The 17,306-nt window shown below is 48.7% G+C and carries 17 protein-coding genes; 5 read left to right on the top strand and 12 right to left on the bottom strand.

What is annotated here, in order from left to right; translation table 11 throughout:
- The first annotated feature begins 67 nt into the window (after window positions 1–67).
- On the top strand, window positions 68–1,168 hold the full coding sequence (gene ispG / locus OF158_RS10055; protein WP_128890997.1) for a flavodoxin-dependent (E)-4-hydroxy-3-methylbut-2-enyl-diphosphate synthase: 1,101 nt from the start codon (window positions 68–70) through the stop codon (window positions 1,166–1,168).
- 123 nt (window positions 1,169–1,291) lie between these two features.
- The gene (locus OF158_RS10060; RefSeq protein ID WP_014098006.1) at window positions 1,292–1,885 is read left to right on the top strand and encodes a 5' nucleotidase, NT5C type; all 594 of its coding nucleotides are present in this window, start codon (window positions 1,292–1,294) and stop codon (window positions 1,883–1,885) included.
- Window positions 1,886–2,122: 237 nt separating this feature from the next.
- Here OF158_RS10060 and OF158_RS10065 read toward each other — a convergent pair whose 3' ends face one another.
- The 3 genes from OF158_RS10065 to OF158_RS10075 are packed head-to-tail and all read right to left on the bottom strand — an operon-like array spanning window position 2,123 to window position 4,187.
- On the bottom strand, window positions 2,123–2,554 hold the full coding sequence (locus OF158_RS10065) for a zinc uptake transcriptional repressor Zur (RefSeq protein WP_014098005.1): 432 nt from the start codon (window positions 2,552–2,554) through the stop codon (window positions 2,123–2,125).
- Between the two features lie 2 nt (window positions 2,555–2,556).
- A complete protein-coding gene (locus tag OF158_RS10070) occupies window positions 2,557–3,414 on the bottom strand; it encodes a metal ABC transporter permease (RefSeq protein WP_014098004.1) in 858 nt (285 codons plus the stop codon).
- Between the two features lie 14 nt (window positions 3,415–3,428).
- Entirely contained in the window at window positions 3,429–4,187 is a 759-nt protein-coding gene (locus OF158_RS10075) for a metal ABC transporter ATP-binding protein (protein ID WP_014098003.1), read from the bottom strand.
- Between the two features lie 208 nt (window positions 4,188–4,395).
- Between OF158_RS10075 and OF158_RS10080 the strand changes: the two genes are divergently transcribed.
- Entirely contained in the window at window positions 4,396–4,650 is a 255-nt protein-coding gene (locus OF158_RS10080) for a DUF2624 domain-containing protein (protein WP_014098002.1), read from the top strand.
- A 41-nt stretch (window positions 4,651–4,691) separates the two neighbouring features.
- Here the strand turns inward: OF158_RS10080 and OF158_RS10085 are convergent, their stop codons facing one another.
- From OF158_RS10085 to OF158_RS10095, 3 genes are all read right to left on the bottom strand, one after another.
- Window positions 4,692–6,062 (bottom strand): C40 family peptidase, encoded by a 1,371-nt coding sequence (locus OF158_RS10085; RefSeq protein ID WP_017550546.1) that lies wholly within the window; start codon window positions 6,060–6,062, stop codon window positions 4,692–4,694.
- Between the two features lie 263 nt (window positions 6,063–6,325).
- Entirely contained in the window at window positions 6,326–7,225 is a 900-nt protein-coding gene (locus tag OF158_RS10090) for a deoxyribonuclease IV (protein WP_014098000.1), read from the bottom strand.
- A gap of 15 nt (window positions 7,226–7,240) precedes the next feature.
- Window positions 7,241–8,551 (bottom strand): DEAD/DEAH box helicase, encoded by a 1,311-nt coding sequence (locus OF158_RS10095; protein WP_014097999.1) that lies wholly within the window; start codon window positions 8,549–8,551, stop codon window positions 7,241–7,243.
- Window positions 8,552–8,762: 211 nt separating this feature from the next.
- Between OF158_RS10095 and vrrA the strand changes: the two genes are divergently transcribed.
- Entirely contained in the window at window positions 8,763–9,401 is a 639-nt protein-coding gene (gene vrrA, locus OF158_RS10100) for a VrrA/YqfQ family protein (protein WP_017550547.1), read from the top strand.
- Between the two features lie 290 nt (window positions 9,402–9,691).
- Complete coding sequence (locus OF158_RS10105) at window positions 9,692–10,657, top strand: 4-hydroxy-3-methylbut-2-enyl diphosphate reductase (protein ID WP_014097996.1); 966 nt, start codon at window positions 9,692–9,694, stop codon at window positions 10,655–10,657.
- A gap of 265 nt (window positions 10,658–10,922) precedes the next feature.
- Here OF158_RS10105 and OF158_RS10110 read toward each other — a convergent pair whose 3' ends face one another.
- From OF158_RS10110 to dnaG, 6 genes are all read right to left on the bottom strand, one after another.
- The gene (locus tag OF158_RS10110; RefSeq protein WP_014097995.1) at window positions 10,923–12,041 is read right to left on the bottom strand and encodes a Nif3-like dinuclear metal center hexameric protein; all 1,119 of its coding nucleotides are present in this window, start codon (window positions 12,039–12,041) and stop codon (window positions 10,923–10,925) included.
- Window positions 12,038–12,736, bottom strand: a complete 699-nt coding sequence (locus tag OF158_RS10115; protein WP_035184582.1) for a tRNA (adenine(22)-N(1))-methyltransferase — start codon at window positions 12,734–12,736, stop codon at window positions 12,038–12,040. The genes OF158_RS10110 and OF158_RS10115 overlap by 4 nt, the downstream gene beginning before the upstream one ends.
- A gap of 90 nt (window positions 12,737–12,826) precedes the next feature.
- Window positions 12,827–13,198, bottom strand: a complete 372-nt coding sequence (gene cccA / locus OF158_RS10120; protein WP_017550550.1) for a cytochrome c550 — start codon at window positions 13,196–13,198, stop codon at window positions 12,827–12,829.
- A gap of 218 nt (window positions 13,199–13,416) precedes the next feature.
- Complete coding sequence (locus OF158_RS10125) at window positions 13,417–13,953, bottom strand: hypothetical protein (protein WP_026683231.1); 537 nt, start codon at window positions 13,951–13,953, stop codon at window positions 13,417–13,419.
- 149 nt (window positions 13,954–14,102) lie between these two features.
- A complete protein-coding gene (rpoD, locus tag OF158_RS10130) occupies window positions 14,103–15,236 on the bottom strand; it encodes an RNA polymerase sigma factor RpoD (protein ID WP_014097991.1) in 1,134 nt (377 codons plus the stop codon).
- Window positions 15,237–15,313: 77 nt separating this feature from the next.
- Window positions 15,314–17,119 carry a DNA primase gene (gene dnaG / locus OF158_RS10135; RefSeq protein WP_014097990.1) on the bottom strand — a complete coding sequence of 602 codons (1,806 nt, stop codon included), beginning with the start codon at window positions 17,117–17,119 and terminating at the stop codon, window positions 15,314–15,316.
- Window positions 17,120–17,306: the final 187 nt, after the last annotated feature.

Below are 17,306 nucleotides of genomic sequence, written 5' to 3' on the forward strand. Positions count from 1 at the left end.
AAAATGTAAGTTGGTAAAATGTTTATGGACTGATAGATCATTAAAGGAGCGAATATCCTTGGGTGAGATCATACACCGTACAAAAACGCGCCCTGTCAAGGTAGGTAACTTGACGATCGGGGGCAGCAATGAATTATTCATTCAAAGTATGACGACGACGAAAACACATGATGTCGATGCAACTGTCCGCCAGATTGAGCGGCTTGAAGAAGCAGGCTGCCAGATCGTGCGCGTTGCCGTCCCGGATGAACGGGCGGCAAGGGCTATTCCCGACATAAAAAAAAGAATCCATATCCCGCTTGTCGCGGATATCCACTTTGATTACCGGCTTGCGTTAATCGCAATTGAAGGCGGCGTCGATAAAATCCGGATTAACCCGGGTAATATCGGCAAGCGCGAAAAAGTCGAAGCGGTCGTGAAAGCGGCAAAAGAGCGCGGCATTCCGATCCGGATCGGCGTCAATGCTGGAAGCCTTGAAAAACCAATTTTGCAAAAATACGGATACCCGACAGCAGACGGCATGGTCGAAAGCGCCCTGCACCATATCCGGATTCTGGAAGACCTGGATTTTCACGACATTATCGTTTCGATGAAAGCCTCGGATGTCCGCCTTGCCATCGAAGCGTACGAGAAAGCGGCCCGGACATTTGACTACCCGCTCCATCTCGGTATTACTGAATCCGGGACGCTGTTTTCCGGCACCATCAAAAGTGCCGCCGGGATTGGGACGCTTTTAAATATGGGAATCGGCAACACGCTCCGCATTTCTTTAAGCGCCGACCCGGTGGAAGAAGTGAAAGTCGCGCGTGAACTGCTGAAAATATTCGGGCTTTCCTCCAATGCCCCGACGCTCGTTTCATGCCCGACTTGCGGCCGGATTGCGATCGATTTAATCAGCATTGCAAACGAAGTCGAAGAATATTTACAGACCATAAAAGCGCCGATTAAAGTTTCCGTCCTCGGCTGCGCCGTCAACGGCCCCGGTGAAGCAAGAGAAGCGGATATTGGGATCGCCGGTGCACGCGGGGAAGGCCTCCTGTTCCGCAAAGGGAAAATCATACGGAAAGTGCCGGAAGATAAAATGGTAGAAGAATTGAAAAAAGAAATCGACATGCTTGCCGAAGCGTATTACCAAAAACAGGCCGCGCAAAACGTGAACCCCGTCTGACCGAAACACCGGCGTAAAACAAGCCGGTGTTTCTTCATGCGCGGCAACTTTTATCTTCCAGGCCTGGCCCGGACAACAGGCGGCACGATCGCTTCACATTCAAAACGGAAAAGGAGGCGCACCATGGTGAAAAAATACCGTTTCGGCATTGACATTGACGGGACTGTGACAGATCCTGAAACGCTTATTCCGTTCATTAACGATGCCTTTCACATTGACCTGAAATATGAAGACTTAACGAAGTATGAGATCACAGATGTCGTCGATATTCCTGCCGGGACATTTGCCGACTGGTTTATCCGCTCGGAGCCTGTGATCTATGCAAAATCCCCGGTTGCAAAAGGGGCAAAAGAAGTGTTAAACAAATGGGCAGACCGGTTTGAGCTGTATTTTATCAGCGCACGCGCATCCTATCTCCTTGATGTGACCAAAAACTGGTTTACAAAACAACAGCTGAAATACCATCATATCGAGCTGATCGGCACGCATCACAAAGTGGAAACCGCAAAAAAGTACAACGTTGATTTGTTTTTGGAAGACAAACATGACAATGCGGCCGCCATTGCGCAAACGCTCGGCATCCCCGTCCTTCTGTTTGACACCCCATACAACCGGGATCCCGTCCCGGACAATGTATACCGGGTGAAAAATTGGAAAGAAGCGGATGACTGGGTCAGACGCTGGATCACCCAGTCCAGCCGCTCCGCACGCGATTAAGGGCTTATCCGGGTTTCTGTAAGGGACAGGCTGGGTTGCGGATAGCTTTTTGCGGTGACCCGCGTGCCTGCGCCCGGGTTATTTTTCCCGGAAGGCGTCTTGAAAAATATCCAAAATCATAAAATGAACTTCAGTTTTTCGCGCCAACATCTACTACGATCAGGATCGATATGGATTCTGGCAACACATTCGTTCAACTTATATAGCAAAAACAAACCCTGCCGGAAGCAGGGTTTGTTAAATATTTTGCCGCGTTTCATCTGCCATGCATTCCGGGCACGTGCCGTAAATTTCAAACTTATGGCCGGAAATGGCATACCCTTCCAAACCGCTCACCATTGGCATCGGGCAATCCGGGATTTCTTTCGTCTTCCCGCACGCCAGGCAAATAAAATGGTGATGGTGGTGGTTTGTCGAGCATTTGAAACGGAAATGCTTTTCACCGGACAGCTCTGTCACTTCCAGTATGCCAAGTTCAGCAAAAAGCGATAAATTCCTGTAGATCGTATCAAAACTGAGGCCCGGATACGCATCTTTCATCCATTCGAGCACGTCTTTTGCCGTCAAATACTTATTGCTCTCCGAAAACAAATCGAGCATTTTTTCCCTTTTTCCTGTATGCTTATAGCCGTTTTCCTTCAAGATTTCAATTGCCTCATCCAAAAGCATGTTCACACCTTCTTTTTGTTCAAACCGGCACCGGGCCGGAATCGTTTCATATAAACCGCCAAAAGCAAAATGACGATGGAAATCACCACAATTGTACCACCGGGCGGCAAATTCAGATAAAATGCCGTAACCAGCCCGCCCAAAACGGAAATTTCGCCAAAAAGAACGGAAAACAAAATGGTCTGTTTAAATCCCCGGCTGATGCGGATGCTGGCCGCTACCGGGAGCGTAATCAGCGCGGATACAAGCATAATCCCCACGATCCGCATCGCAGCCGAAATCACAAGCGCAATCAGCACCATAAACAGCAAATGGATCGTTTTCGCAGGAATACCGGACACTTTTGCATATTCTTCATCAAAAGAAAGCAGGAAAAGTTCCTTATACAGCAAAAGGATCACAGCCGCCACAATGACGGCAATCCCCAGAATGAGCCAAAGATCAGCCTGGCTTACCGCGCTTACGCTGCCGAACAGGTAATTCATCAAATCTACATTATACCCTCCGGCCACAGAAATAAAGATCAGCCCGATGCCAATCCCGCCCGACATGATAATCGGAATCGCAAGTTCTTCATAATGCCGGTAAACCCCGCGCAACCGCTCGATCAGCACGGATCCGAGCACGGAAAAGCCGGTGCCAATATAAAGCGGGTTCAACCCGGCAAGAATAGAAAGCTTGCTGCTTAAAAACAGGCTGATCGCAATCCCGGACAATGTGACATGGCTGAGCGCATCCGCAATCAGCGACAAACGGCGTACGACAATAAAACTACCGATCAAAGGGGCAATCAGGCCGATTAAAATGCCGGCCAAAAATGTATTTTGTAAAAAATGATAATGAAAAAGTGCAGCAATCATTCGGTTTCTCCTTCTCACCCATGTTCATGCGCCAGCAACCGGACATCGTGGGCATACCAGGATGAACGTTTTTCTTCATCCAACTGCTGAAACGCGTGGATGTCGCCATGGAAATATAAATGCTGGTTCAAGCATGCAACATGCGTCACTTTGTCGGAAACGGCGCCGATATCATGTGTGACAAGAATCAGGGTAATGCCCCATTCCCTGTTCAGCTGCTCCAGCATTTCGTAAAAAGACCGGACATGGCGCTGGTCCACACCAACTGTCGGCTCATCCAGCATCAAAATCTCCGGCTTGCTGACAATGGCCCGCGCGATAAACACACGCTGCTGCTGGCCGCCACTTAGCTCGCCAATATTTTGATGGGCGTACGCCTCCATCCCGACTGAGCGGATCGCTTCCATTGCTTCTTTTCTGGCGCCGGGGCCAAGGAAACGGAACAGGCCGGTTTTTTTCACCAGGCCGCTTTCGACCACTTCTAAAACGGTCGCAGGATAACCAGTATTAAATGCATTGGCTTTTTGCGAGACAAAACCGATCCGGCTCCAGTCTTTAAAGCGGCTGAGCGGCGTGCCGAAAAGGCGGATTTCCCCTTCCTGCGGTTTTAACAGCCCGAGCATGAGCTTTAGCAGGGTTGATTTTCCGGAACCGTTCGGGCCAATGATGCCGAGAAACGCTCCCTTTGGTATGTTTAAATCGATCTGTTCCAGCACATTCTGCCGGTCATAACGGAAAGAGAGGCCAGAAACTTCTACAACATATTCTTCCATACGCAAACTCCTCAATCAGAATCATTCCGATTTAAACATTATACCTTCTTTCCGAAAGATTGTAAAGCGCGGAGGGGTTCACGTGGAAATGCCGGTAATTGCCGCCTTCTTATCGCTTTTCTTCCTCCGCGGCAATATCCCCTTCCATAAGCATCTGAAACATTTCTTCCCGGCCCGCATATACATGAAGCGGGGAGAGTGATGGATATTGAAACTGATTCAAAATATGGTCAATTATAAGGTGAATATCATTACCGGCGCGGAACTTTTTAAATACGCGCGGCAGTTTAACGTGAAAATCAGCCGCGAAGATGCGGAAAAAATCGCGGATTATGTGCGGGGAAAACAGTTGGACATCTTTGATGACGAGGCCCGCAGCAAAGCACTGAAAGACATTGCAAAAATTACAAGCCCGCTCACCGCAAAAGAAATCAACCGGGTGTTTGTCTTATTGGCAAAATAGAAAAAGAACCGGCCGGAAAAAGCTTTTCGGCCGGTTCTTCCTTATTTCACTACGCGCCTGACAACGCCATTAAAGCACTGTTTCCAGTAACCGCTGCTCATGGTGTCGATGGAAACGCCATCTGAACTATTGCAATCGAGAAATTTGCCGCCGCCCAGGTAAATGCCCACATGGCCGTTGTACTTATAAGTATTGAAAAAGACCAGGTCTCCCCGTTTCATATGCGAAGCACTGACCGCTTGCCCAAGCCCTGCAAGCGTATCCGTATTCGCACCGGAGCCACCCAGGTTCACGCCTGCCTGTGCGTAGGCCCAATGAACAAATGAGGAGCAGTCAAAAAGCCCGTTTGCAATGTCGCTTTTCGTTCTTCCGCCGCCCATTTTATAGGAAGTGTGCCCGATTAAAGCTGAACCGGCGCTGATCGCTTTTTCAACCGTTCCGGAACCGTTGTTTGAAGCGCTGCCGTCATCAGAAAAGGAAGGTACGCGCGCCACATGTTTTGCGCGGGATCCGGACTTTGTCTTTTCCTTCTGTGTATGTGCCGCAGTTTCTCCATTTGAATCGTCTCTTCCGGTGCTCGTGCCGGTAGAAGCGGAATCATCCTGCTTCGATTCCTGAGGCGCGGAAGATTTTGCAGCAGTAGCAGATGGTGCGGTCTCGGTCTCTTTGCTTTCCAGTTCAGCGAGCGCTGCTTTTTCCTGCGCGTTTAAGGAAGCTTCCTTGTCTTTCAGCTTCGCCAATTCAGCTGCAGCAGCTTGTTTTTGCTCCTTCAGCGCCGCTTCTAAGCTTTTCTGGTCCGCAAGCTGGTATTTGTTTGCTTCTTTCAACTCCTCAAGCTCAGCTAAATCCGACTGCACTTTCTGAAGCTTCTTTTCCACTTCAGCTTTTGCTGTATTTAATGTTTTGTTGTCTTTTTCCTGCGCTTTTAAAATGGCGCGGTCTGCTTGGACAAACGTTGTTAACGCTTGCGCTCGGCTGACAAAATCGCTCAGGCTGCTGGATTCAAGCAGCACATTCAGATAACTATCCGCTCCGCCTTTTTGTTGAATGTCACGCGCACGCCGGGCAAGCACGTTGTTGCGCTCTTCTATTCTTTTTTGCGTTTCTTTCATTTTTTCATTTAACGATGCGACCTCGTCTTTCGTCTCTGACACTTCTTGCGTTTTTTCACTGATTTTCTGATTGGTTTGGCGGATCTTAGCCGAAATTTTTTCCATATCCGACTGAAACTGCTTCGCGTTTTCTGCGATCTTCGCAATCTCGTTTTGCTTGCCGGAAATGCTTTCCTTAACGGCCGACTCCTCGTTTTGAATGCTCTTGACAGCGGTTTCTGCATTTGCTTTGCTAAGCGGGACGAAAGCGCTGCCTGCGATCACTGCAGCAGCGGTTAACGACAAAAACTTCCTATTCACCTTAACGCCTCCATTGCTATGTATCGGCTTTTTCTCATTATGTGTAGATTCCGTTCTATTAATCTATTGATATTTCTGATTATAGCATTGATGGTTTGATAAATAGATTACAGTTATATTTCATTTTGCAAATGGAGGTTTATTTTTAAAAAATCCCGGCCAAACGAAAACCACTGAAACTGTCCAGATGCAAAAAACGATGAGACACTAAGAATGTAGTGTCTCACCGTTTTGTTTCAGCGGCTTTAAAACCTGACCAGGATTCAAGCGGGCTGCTCCACAATTTTGGCCAGCAGATTTTCGTCAAATTTCCTGTTTCTAAGCATGGCAATTTCGTATTTGTACGGCGGCTTGCGGTTCTTTTTGTCTTCGCCGACATAAGGGGTTTCCAAAATTTTCGGGATGTCAGAAAGCGCCGGGTGATGCACGATATAGTCAAGGGCTTCAAATCCGATATGGCCAAACCCGATATTCTCATGCCGGTCTTTGTGCGAGCCGGCTTCATTTTTGCTGTCATTGACATGCAATACTTTCAGGCGGCCAATGCCGATGATCCGGTCAAATTCATCCAGCACTTCATCAAACCGGTTTTTCACATCATAGCCGGCATCATGGGTATGGCAAGTATCAAAGCAAACGGAAAGCTTGTCATTGTATTTGACGCCGTCTATAATTTCCGCCAGTTCCTCAAACGTCCTGCCGCATTCGGATCCTTTGCCGGCCATCGTTTCAAGCGCAATCTGGACGGTTTGCTCCGGAACAAGCACCTCATTCAGCCCTTCAATGATTTTCTTGATCGCTTTTTCCGGCCCTGCACCAACATGGGCGCCCGGGTGCAAAACGATCTGCTTCGCTCCGATCGCCTCCGTCCGCTCAATTTCCGACCGCAAAAAACGGACACCGAGTTCAAATGTCGCAGGATTTGTTGTGTTGCCGATATTGATGATATACGGCGCATGGACGACAATCTCCTCTATGCCATGTTCTTTCATATGGGCAAGGCCGGCTTCAATGTTCAAGTCCTCAATTTTCTTCCGCCTTGTATTTTGCGGTGCGCCCGTATAAATCATGAATGTGTTGGCGCCGTATGAAACCGCCTCTTCACTTGACGCAAGCAGCATTTTTTTGCCGCTCATCGAGACATGTGAACCAATTTTAAGCATGCTGTTTCTCCCCTTTTATTTCCGTTTTTGCAATTTCCTTTGCCGTTTTTTCAGCATTTCGATCTGCCGTTCCATTTTCTTTTTGTAGCCCGGCTTCACTTTTTTCGGCCTGCCGATTGCCTTTCTCGCCGCAGTCTCCGTTTGATCCGCCTTTTTTACCCGCTTTTTGCGGCGGTTCCGATCGCCCAGTTCCACCCATTCGCCGCGGCGCACATCGCGGTAGAGAAATGCAATCCCCATTTTCTCAAGCTGGGTGAGGGCAAACTCATCGGAAGGTTCGTAAATGGTCGCGCATATGCCCGACAGATCGGCGCGGGCCGTTCTGCCGGCGCGATGGACGTAAAACGTTAAATCTTTTGGCAGCTCGTAGTTTACAACATGGCTGACCCCTTCGATATCAATCCCGCGCGCGGCCAAATCAGTGGCAATGATGTACCGGTATTCCAGGTTTTTGATTTGTTTCATCGTTTTCGCCCGTTCCCGCGGCGAGAGGTCTCCGTGGATGCGGGCCGTTTTCATCCCTTTTGCTGAGAGCCCTGCTGCAATTTCATCCACCATCGCTTTTGTGTTTGCAAATACAATCGCCAAGTACGGGTTAAACGCCTCGAGGACATCATGCAACACGTCCATTTTCTCCCGCGCGCGTTTTGGGATCAAAATATGTTCAATTTTTTTCGCTGCGATTTGGCGCGGCGCTACCTGCTCGAATTTCGGATTTTCCATGTACTTTTTTAAAAACGGCTTTAATTTTTCGGGAATGGTTGCCGAAAACACGAGCATTTGCAGTTTTTCAGACATCCTCCCCGCGATTTGGTCGACATCCACGATAAAGCCCATATCGAGCATAATATCCGCTTCATCGACAACAAACGTTTTCGCTGTATGGACAAATAACGCCTGTTCTTTCACAAGATCATTTACCCTGCCCGGTGTGCCAACTACAATTTGCGGTTGTTTTTTCAGTTTGCTGATATCCCGCTGCTTGTCCGTCCCGCCGATAAATAGTTTAGCGGTAAGACGGCCTGTTTCTTCCCATTTTAAAATTTCCTGGATTTCATGGTATATCTGTGCCGCCAGTTCCCGCGTCGGGGCCGTAATCACCGCCTGGACTTCCGCAAGAGACGGGTCTGCTTTTTGCAAAAGCGGCAACACATAAGCATGTGTTTTCCCCGTTCCCGTCTGCGACTGTCCGATAGCGCTTTCCCCCCGCAAAACAAGCGGAATCATTTTTCGCTGTATTTCCGTCGGTTCGGCAAAGCCTTTATGTTCGATCGCTTTTTCGATAAATGATTTAAAACCGAAATCTTCCCATTTTGTTCCGTTCATGTTTCCACTCCTTCTCTCATGCAGCAGAACGTCTTGTTATTATAATCGACATCCGCGAAAAATGCCAATTTCCGCATGCCCCCGTATGCAAATGGAAATTTTTGTGCCGTTTACAGGCAGAAAGAAACTTTTTTTGCATGCCAGACGTTTCCGTTTGGCCTGCATATTGTAATATTGAACGAAAAAGCCAAACAGAAAGGGGGTCAAATGGATGCCGCCAAGAAATATGTCGCCCTTTTTCGGCCGGCAAAGTCCGTCCCCGTTCGGCGGAATGCAGCGAAATCCGTTTGCCGGGAACCGCCTGGGCGGGCCGGGCATGCCCGGGCAATTCAGAGCCGGAGGGCAAATGCCGGGATTTCCGGGTAGAGCAGGCGCAACTGCAGGACGGGGCGGAGGGCTTTTATCCAGACTGTTCCAAAGGGGCGGACAAAGCGCAGCCGCCAACCCGGCAGCTGCCTTCCAGCGGGGTGCCGCCGGGGGAGGCGGATCGCTTTTCAAATCCATCGCAAATCCTTCTTCGATCAGTTCGTTTTTAAACAATACACAAAATGTCTTAAAAACCGCGCAGCAGGTCGGCCCGATGATCCAGCAGATTCAGCAGGTCGGCCCGCTCGTCAAAAATCTGCCAGCGATGTGGAAACTGTACCGCGGCCTGAAAAATGCCCCGAATGAGGATGAGCAGGATGAGCAGGAAAATCGCGAATTAAGCAGCAAAGACAAAAAACCTGCGCCAGCAAAAGAGAAAAAAAGCAACCGGCAAGCGGAGCGTCCCGCATCTCAAGCCGCAGAAAGCAAAAATGACGAAAAACGCCCGGAAAAAGGAGTCTCCGTGCCGAAATTGTTTATTTAAGGCGCCAAAACCGTTTGTACCCGTGTGCAGACGGTTTTTTCTGTGGCCGGGAACCATTCGGTATCTGGCGCACCAAAAGTTTGCACCCGCGTATAGACGGTTCGTTCTATTAAAAGCTGGCATTAGCCTCTGCTTTTCCATCCTTCCGGGAGCGCGCCATATTTCGGGCACGGCCGGCTGTGCAAAAACCCGTTTTGTATTCTTTGCCGCATTCCGATATAATACAAATGTAATAGACTCATTTCCCAGCCCGGATGCCGGTGTTCCGGCACCCTGTTAGGAGGATCGCGATGGAAGTGCTGAAAATTTCCCCCCGGGGTTACTGCTACGGCGTTGTTGACGCAATGGTCATTGCCCGCAACGCCGCAATGGATAAAACTTTGCCGCGTCCCATCTATATTCTTGGCATGATCGTCCACAACCAGCATGTGACTGATGCCTTTAAAGAAGACGGGATCCTTACGCTCGACGGCAAAAACCGCAAAGAAATTCTCGAAAAGGTGGAGAAAGGCACCGTTATTTTTACCGCGCACGGCGTCTCCCCCGAAGTGCGCGAACTTGCCCGGAAAAAAGGCTTGACGGCCATTGATGCCACATGCCCGGATGTAACGAAAACCCATGATTTAATCCGTGAAAAAGAAAAAGAAGGCTATGATGTGATTTATATCGGTAAAAAAGGCCATCCGGAACCCGAGGGGGCAGCCGGTGTCGCACCTGCGATTGTCCATCTCGTCGAAACGGAAGCAGACGTTAAAGCCCTCGATATCCGCAATGATAAAATCATTGTAACAAACCAGACGACGATGAGCCAATGGGACGTGGCGGATTTAATGGAACTTATCCAAAAGAAATATCCGCATGCAGAAACGTACAATGAAATTTGCCATGCGACGCAAATTCGCCAGGAAGCCGTTGCCAGGCAGGCCGGGGAGGCTGATTTGCTGCTTGTAGTCGGCGACCCGCGCAGCAACAATTCAAACCGCCTCGCCCAAGTATCAGAAGAAATTGCCGGCACGAAAGCATACCGGATTGCCGATGTCGAAGAAATTGAGCTGGCGTGGCTTGAAGGTGTACAAAAAGTTGCCGTAACGGCAGGGGCATCAACACCGACGCCGATCGTACGTGAAGTCATAGCATTTCTTGAAAAATTTGACCCGGAAGACGAATCAACCTGGGAACGAAAGCGGAACGTACCGTTAACCAAAATTTTGCCGAAAGTGAAAGCGCCGCACCGTTCTTCCGGCCAAAAAGCTTGAAACCTGGTTGAAACGCTTCCGGCCGGAATGGAATATAAGCAAAAGGGCGGATCCCCACCGGACTCCGCCCTTTTGCCTTTCATCATCCATGCTGGAAAAAATGCAGCATCATGAAAATCAATTGGTGTGTATTTTTAGTCCATACGAGATGCAACGGGGCCCCGTCCAAAAGAAGGAAAATGAGCTATCGCAATCTTTTTAGGATAACGGGACCCGGGTTAAAAAAGGCCGTCTTTTTCCCTACTTCGAGCGGCCCGGGCGTTTTTTAAAGAAACTGAAACGGGTCTGTGTTCACTTCGGATGCAATAAAGCGGACATCGAGCTGATGCTCCCTGCATGCTTTCTGCATATAAGCCGCGACCCCTTTTTTCATCACCTTCTCCACGTTATGTCCGGGGTCTACAACATTCAGCCCGAGCGCCAGTGCATCGTGGGCGTTATGGTAATAAAAATCCCCGGTGACGAACACATCGGCCCCCGCCTTTTTTGCCTCAGCAAAATATTTGTTGCCGTCTCCGCCGAGAACAGCTACTTTTTTCACTTTTTCGTCGAGATTTCCGACGACGCGCAATGCCGGAACTTCGAGCGCTTTTTTAACATGTTCCGCAAATTCCCGCAGTGCCATTTCCCGTTCGATTTCGCCGATCCGGCCGAGCCCATACTTCCGGCCTTCATTTAAGACCCGATAAATATCATAGGCAACCTCTTCATACGGGTGCGCCTCAAGCATCGCAGAAAGCACCTGTTTTTCAATCGACACGGGATAAATCGTTTCAATCCTTGTTTCATCTGCTGCTTCGAGCTTTCCCGCTTCCCCGAGGAACGGGTTTGTCCCTTCCCCCGGCAGAAAACGGCCGGTACCGCGGGCAGAGAAAGAACAATGGCTATAATTCCCGATCGCCCCCGCACCGGCATTTCCAAGCGCCGTTCTTACGGCTTCTTCATGGGATACCGGGACAAAAACAACCAGTTTCCTCAATTTGTCTTCATAAAGAGGCGATAATACTTCCGTATCGCGGAGCCCGAGCGCCTCCGCCAGCAAATCGTTTACACCCCCTTCTGCGATATCAAGGTTCGTATGGGCGGCATAGACAGCAATCCCGTGGCGGATGCATTTTTCAATCAGCCGGCCCTGGGGGGTATCTGTCGCCATGTTTTTTAACGGCCGGTAAACGGAAGGATGGTGGGCGATAATCAGCTGGACATCCTTTTCGATCGCTTCGTCCACCACATCTTCCAACACATCAAGCGCCACCAGCACATTTTTCACCGGCCCGTTTAACTGCCCGATTTGGAGCCCGACCGGATCCCCGTCCATTGCAAACTTTTTCGGTGCGAACTGCTCAAATAGCTGGATGACATCATGCCCGTTCGCATGCTTCATGTTAAAACCTCCTCTGCCAAAGCAATCAAATGGCGATATACACGCTTTTTTTCTTCAATTTCCGGGCTTGCGTCTGCCTGCTCCAGATGGCTGAGCACGGATTGCCATTTTTTGATTTCATTACGCCATTTTTTCCGGAAAGCTTCATTTTGGTTTTTGATTAAAACCGGGCCCATCAGGCGTTCCGCTTCCGTGAGCACCACATGGCGGCCCGCGTACTCTGCCGCGATAATTTCGTATATTTTCCCGTCTTCCTCGAGAATGTCTTCTCCTGTGACGGCCCATCCGTTTTCCGCCAGCCATCCGCGGACAATGTGCGACCCGGTATTCGGCTGCAGGATGAGCGTTTCTTTGCCGTTTAGTTTTGCTTTTCCGCGATCGAGGATAGAGGCGATTAATGCGCCGCCCATCCCGGCAATCGTAATGCATCCCGCTTCGCCCGGAGCCAAGATCTCAAGCCCGTCTCCTTTCCGGACGCTGATTTTTTCAGTCAGCCCTGCTTTTTCCACTTGCTTTTGCGCCGAATGGTACGGCCCTTCCGCCACTTCTCCGGCCACCGCCGCTGTTACGCTACCGTCCTTCACGCAGAAAACGGGCAAATAAGCGTGGTCAGACCCGATATCTGCCAATACAGTGCCGGCCGGAATAAAAGCCGCCACCGATTCAAGCCTTCTTGAAAGTTTCCCGCTGTTCATTTCTTCACCACTTTACATGTGATACCTCTATTGTAGCCACTTTTTGCCATAAAAAAAAGGGGGATGCCCCCCGTACGGTGAACCTGCCCTTTATTTTAGCTTTGATACCCAGTCCGCCATTTCATCAATATGGTCTTCTTCGACAAGTCCGGCTGGCATACCGCCGCTCGTGCCGTTCCTGAGTACATCTTTAATCTTATCTTTGGACAATTTCTTGCCGATGCCGTGGAGATTCGGCCCGGCCCCGCCTTGCAAATTATTTCCGTGGCAGGTCACGCAAGTCTTTTTGGCAAAGCTCTCCGGATCAAACTTTTCCGAGGAGGCGGTTTCGGTTTGCTTCGGATGCTCCTTTTCTTTGGCCACTTCTTTCGCATCCCCGATCCCTTTCACGGAAAGAAAAAAGATAAGGGCAAGCCCGAATACCATAATCAGCACATATGGGATTACAGGATTTCTTTTCAATGCATTCCCCCCTTGTTTTTCCGCTTTTCCAGCGTATTTACCGTGCCCATCTCCTCCATTTTAACTGAAAATTCTTTTGAAAGAAAGCCTTTCCACTTAAAAATAACGGTTGAATGCGCTTTCATCTTGTATTATAATAAAAGCAGCAAAAAATTCAATAAAGTGATACAATTGCAGGCGGGCCGGAAAAGGGCAACAGGAAAACTGAAAATTATACATTATATTACTATAGAGACCAGCAAGATGACGAGGCCGAGAAACCCCGATAAGGTAAAATACAGCAGCTTGTATGCCTTTCCGGCGATAAGCCACAACCCGCAGTTGACAAAAAGCAGCAAATATAAAGTATAGCGGTGATTTCCAAACACCTTTTCATTCAAAAACACACTGAGAAGCAGCAAAATAATCGCGGCGCCAACAAAGAAAACCGGGTAAAAAATTTCTTTATTAGCATAATGAATTCCCAGAAAAAGTAAGCATCCGACAAAAGCTGTCAAAATCATCGTTTGCAAAATAAAATGTAATTCAGTAAAATAAATGACAAATACAGCGATTGCAATGAGGGCAAGAATGAAAACAGAAACCGCGGCTTGTTTTTTAACGGATTTCCCTGCGCCGTTTTGTTTGCGGGTATTGGCCTCATTTCCCTCCGTATAGATCGCGAGTAGAAAATCGCAGTATTCTTGTGGAATCATTTTGGTCTCTTTCCACATTTTAATTTCGTTGACAATGATTTGTTTTCTCTTATCGTCCATTTTTCAACACATCCTGTGTAACCTATTCGACAAGCGGGCGGAAAATCCTTTTTTTGCAAGAAAAAAGTTTACTTCCCGAGGAAGTAAACTAAAAACAAGGCGCCTGTAAAAACAGATGCACAAGCGCCATGTCTGTTTCTTTTTCCGGCTTATTCAAGAAAATCTTTCAGGCGTTTGCTCCTGCTTGGATGGCGGAGTTTCCGCAAAGCCTTTGCTTCAATTTGCCGGATTCGTTCCCTTGTGACACCGAATACTTTGCCGACTTCTTCAAGTGTCCGAGTGCGCCCGTCATCAAGCCCGAACCGGAGGCGGAGCACATTTTCTTCCCTGTCGGTCAATGTATCAAGCACATCTTCCAGCTGTTCTTTCAGCAGCTCATAAGCGGCATGGTCAGAAGGTGATGTGGCATCCTGGTCTTCAATAAAGTCTCCAAGATGCGAATCATCTTCTTCGCCAATCGGCGTTTCAAGTGAAACCGGTTCCTGGGCAATTTTAATGATTTCCCGAACTTTATCCGGAGAAATATCCATTTCTTCAGCAATTTCTTCCGGTGTTGGTTCCCTGCCCAAATCCTGGAGCAGTGACCGTTGCACACGGATGAGTTTATTGATCGTTTCCACCATATGGACCGGTATCCGGATAGTCCGTGCCTGGTCTGCAATCGCGCGCGTGATGGCCTGGCGGATCCACCATGTGGCATAGGTGCTGAATTTGTAGCCTTTTTTGTAATCGAATTTTTCAACCGCCTTGATGAGGCCCATATTGCCTTCCTGGATCAAATCCAGAAACTGCATGCCACGGCCGACATACCGTTTTGCAATGCTGACAACAAGGCGCAAGTTGGCTTCAGCGAGCCGGCGTTTTGCTTCTTCATCGCCCTGCTCGATTCTTTTGGCCAGTTCGATTTCTTCGTCTGCGGAAAGAAGGTCGACCCGCCCGATTTCTTTCAAGTACATGCGTACCGGATCATTGATTTTCACACCCGGGGGAACACTCAAATCATTCAGGTCAAACTCTTCGTCATTCTCTTTTTCCAGTTCGAGATGGGAAGGGGCATCCTCGTCGCTGGTGTCATCTGTCACATCGATTCCTTGTTCACCGAGCGATTCATAAAATTCATCCATCTGATCGGATGTTAAATCAAAATGGCCGAGTTTTTCGGAAATGGTATCATAAGTGAGAAACCCCCGCTTTTTCCCGCGTTCAACGAGTTGCTCTTTTGCTTTTTCTACTGTAAACTCACTTTCTTCTACTTCTTTGGAACGTGCTGACTTTTCAGCCATATGTTCCCCTCCTTCCGACAATTTCAACACTTTCAATGATCCAACAGCAACTTGATCATTTATAAAAAGCAGAGATTTCAAGTCATAGACTTTCTCAGTGCCACAATTTCACCCGCCAATTGCAGCGCTTTTTGGAAATCATTCTGCCGTTCGGCATCTTTTTGTGCCCTCAGTTTTTCCTGAATGCGCAGCAACTTCTGGTGTTTTAGCACATATTGCACATAATCTTCCAATTCCTCATCCGTCAGCTCCCCGCCTACCGTCATCATTTCGATTTCGGCAGCAATCCGCTGCAGTTTTGCATCGGGCAAATAAGACAGGAAAGCGCTCGTATCAGGCGGATTCCCTTCTTCGTACCAGCCAAGCAGGTAAGTAAAAATTGCCTGGTGTTCATCCCCGTAAAAGCTGTTTTCGCCAAGGAAATCTTTCACTTTATAGGCAATTTCCCCGTCCCGCAGCATATGCCAAAGCAGCCTTCTCTCTGCGGTCATATTGGCAGGGAGCATCCGGGCTTCCTCATGTGCAGGCACCGGATTCTCTGCAGGGCGGCTTCTCTTCCGGGTCCCGGTTTCACGGGAACCGTATTGCCTTTCCTGCTCTTTCAGGGCGTCCAAAGACAACGAAAATTCTTCGGACAGCTGGCGCAAGTAAAGGTCTTTCTCCACCGGATTCTCCAGTTTGGCAATTTCCTGAATGACTTCTTCTATATACGCCAGCTTTTCTCCTTCATTTTGGAGATTTTTATTCATGCGGAAATATTGCATTTTAAAAGCCATAAAAGTCAGGCTGGCCCCTATTACATCCATGCGGAACTTTTCTCCGCCATGCTGGTTTATGTAGTCATCAGGGTCCAGCCCATCCGGCATTTGCGCAACCCGCACTTCACAGCCGTTTTCACTGAGCATTTTCCCCGCACGGAAAGCAGCTGTGAGGCCGGCCTGGTCCGAATCGTAGCAAATGACAACGCCGTCCGTGAGCCTTTTTATCATCCGGACGTGTTCCGGTGTAATCGAAGTGCCCATTGTGGCAATACCGTTTTCAACGCCAGCCCGGTCGGCGGAGATCACGTCCGCATAGCCTTCGAAAATGACTGCCTGCTGTTTTTTGCGGATCGGCCCTCTTGCCCGGTTCAGGTTAAAAAGCAGCTTGCTTTTATTAAAAAGCGGCGTCTCAGGGCTGTTTAAATATTTCGGGTGTTCCTGTTTCCGGACCGCTCTTCCGGCAAATGCGACCATGTTTCCCTTTTCATCCATGATCGGAAACATAATCCGGTCCCTGAAACGGTCGAAATATTTGCCGTCCTTTTCATTGCGGATGACAAGCCCGCTTTCTTCCAGCACGGAAAGGGGAAAACCGCGCTTTTGTAGCATATTGGCGGCAAAATCCCAGGCAGGCAGCGCATATCCGATCCCGAACTTTTCGATTGCTTCGTCTGTAAATCCACGCCCGCGCAGGTACTTTAGCGCAGGTTCTCCTTCTTTTGTATGCAAAAGCAAATGGTGGTATAATTTTTGCAGCAGTTCGTGCGCTTCCAGCATCTGCCGGCGCTTCGGATCGATGTTTTTCTGCTCTTCGTGCCGTAAAACGACGCCAAGCTCGATATGCGCTTTTTGTGCCAGTTTCTCTGCCGCTTCCTGAAAAGAGATGCCTTCGATATCCATGAGAAAAGTAAATACATTGCCGCCTGCGCCGCATCCAAAGCAGTGAAAAATCTGCTTATCTGGGGATACGGAAAATGACGGCGTATGCTCACCGTGGAACGGGCACAGGCCGAAATAATTGCGGCCCTGCTTTTTGAGCTGTACATATTCGCTCACGACCTCCACAATATCGGAAGACCGGCGGATCTCATCAATTTTTTCATTTGGAATCATCCCTGTCATCAAACAATCCCTTCTGCTCCACCTTTATTCAACAGCATTTCATCCGGGATACGGCAATGCTTATTCGTTTGCTGTTTTTCTTTTCATCCTAAAATATTCTACATTGCTCCGCAGAATCCTGCATGTTTTGCGCTTCTTCCCATAATTTTTTTGGCCCTGTCGAAATTTATTCAAATTCAGACTTGAC

Source organism: Weizmannia sp. WK01 (assembly GCF_025905465.1).
GTDB classification, from domain to species: Bacteria; Bacillota; Bacilli; order Bacillales; family Bacillaceae_C; genus Weizmannia; species Weizmannia faecalis.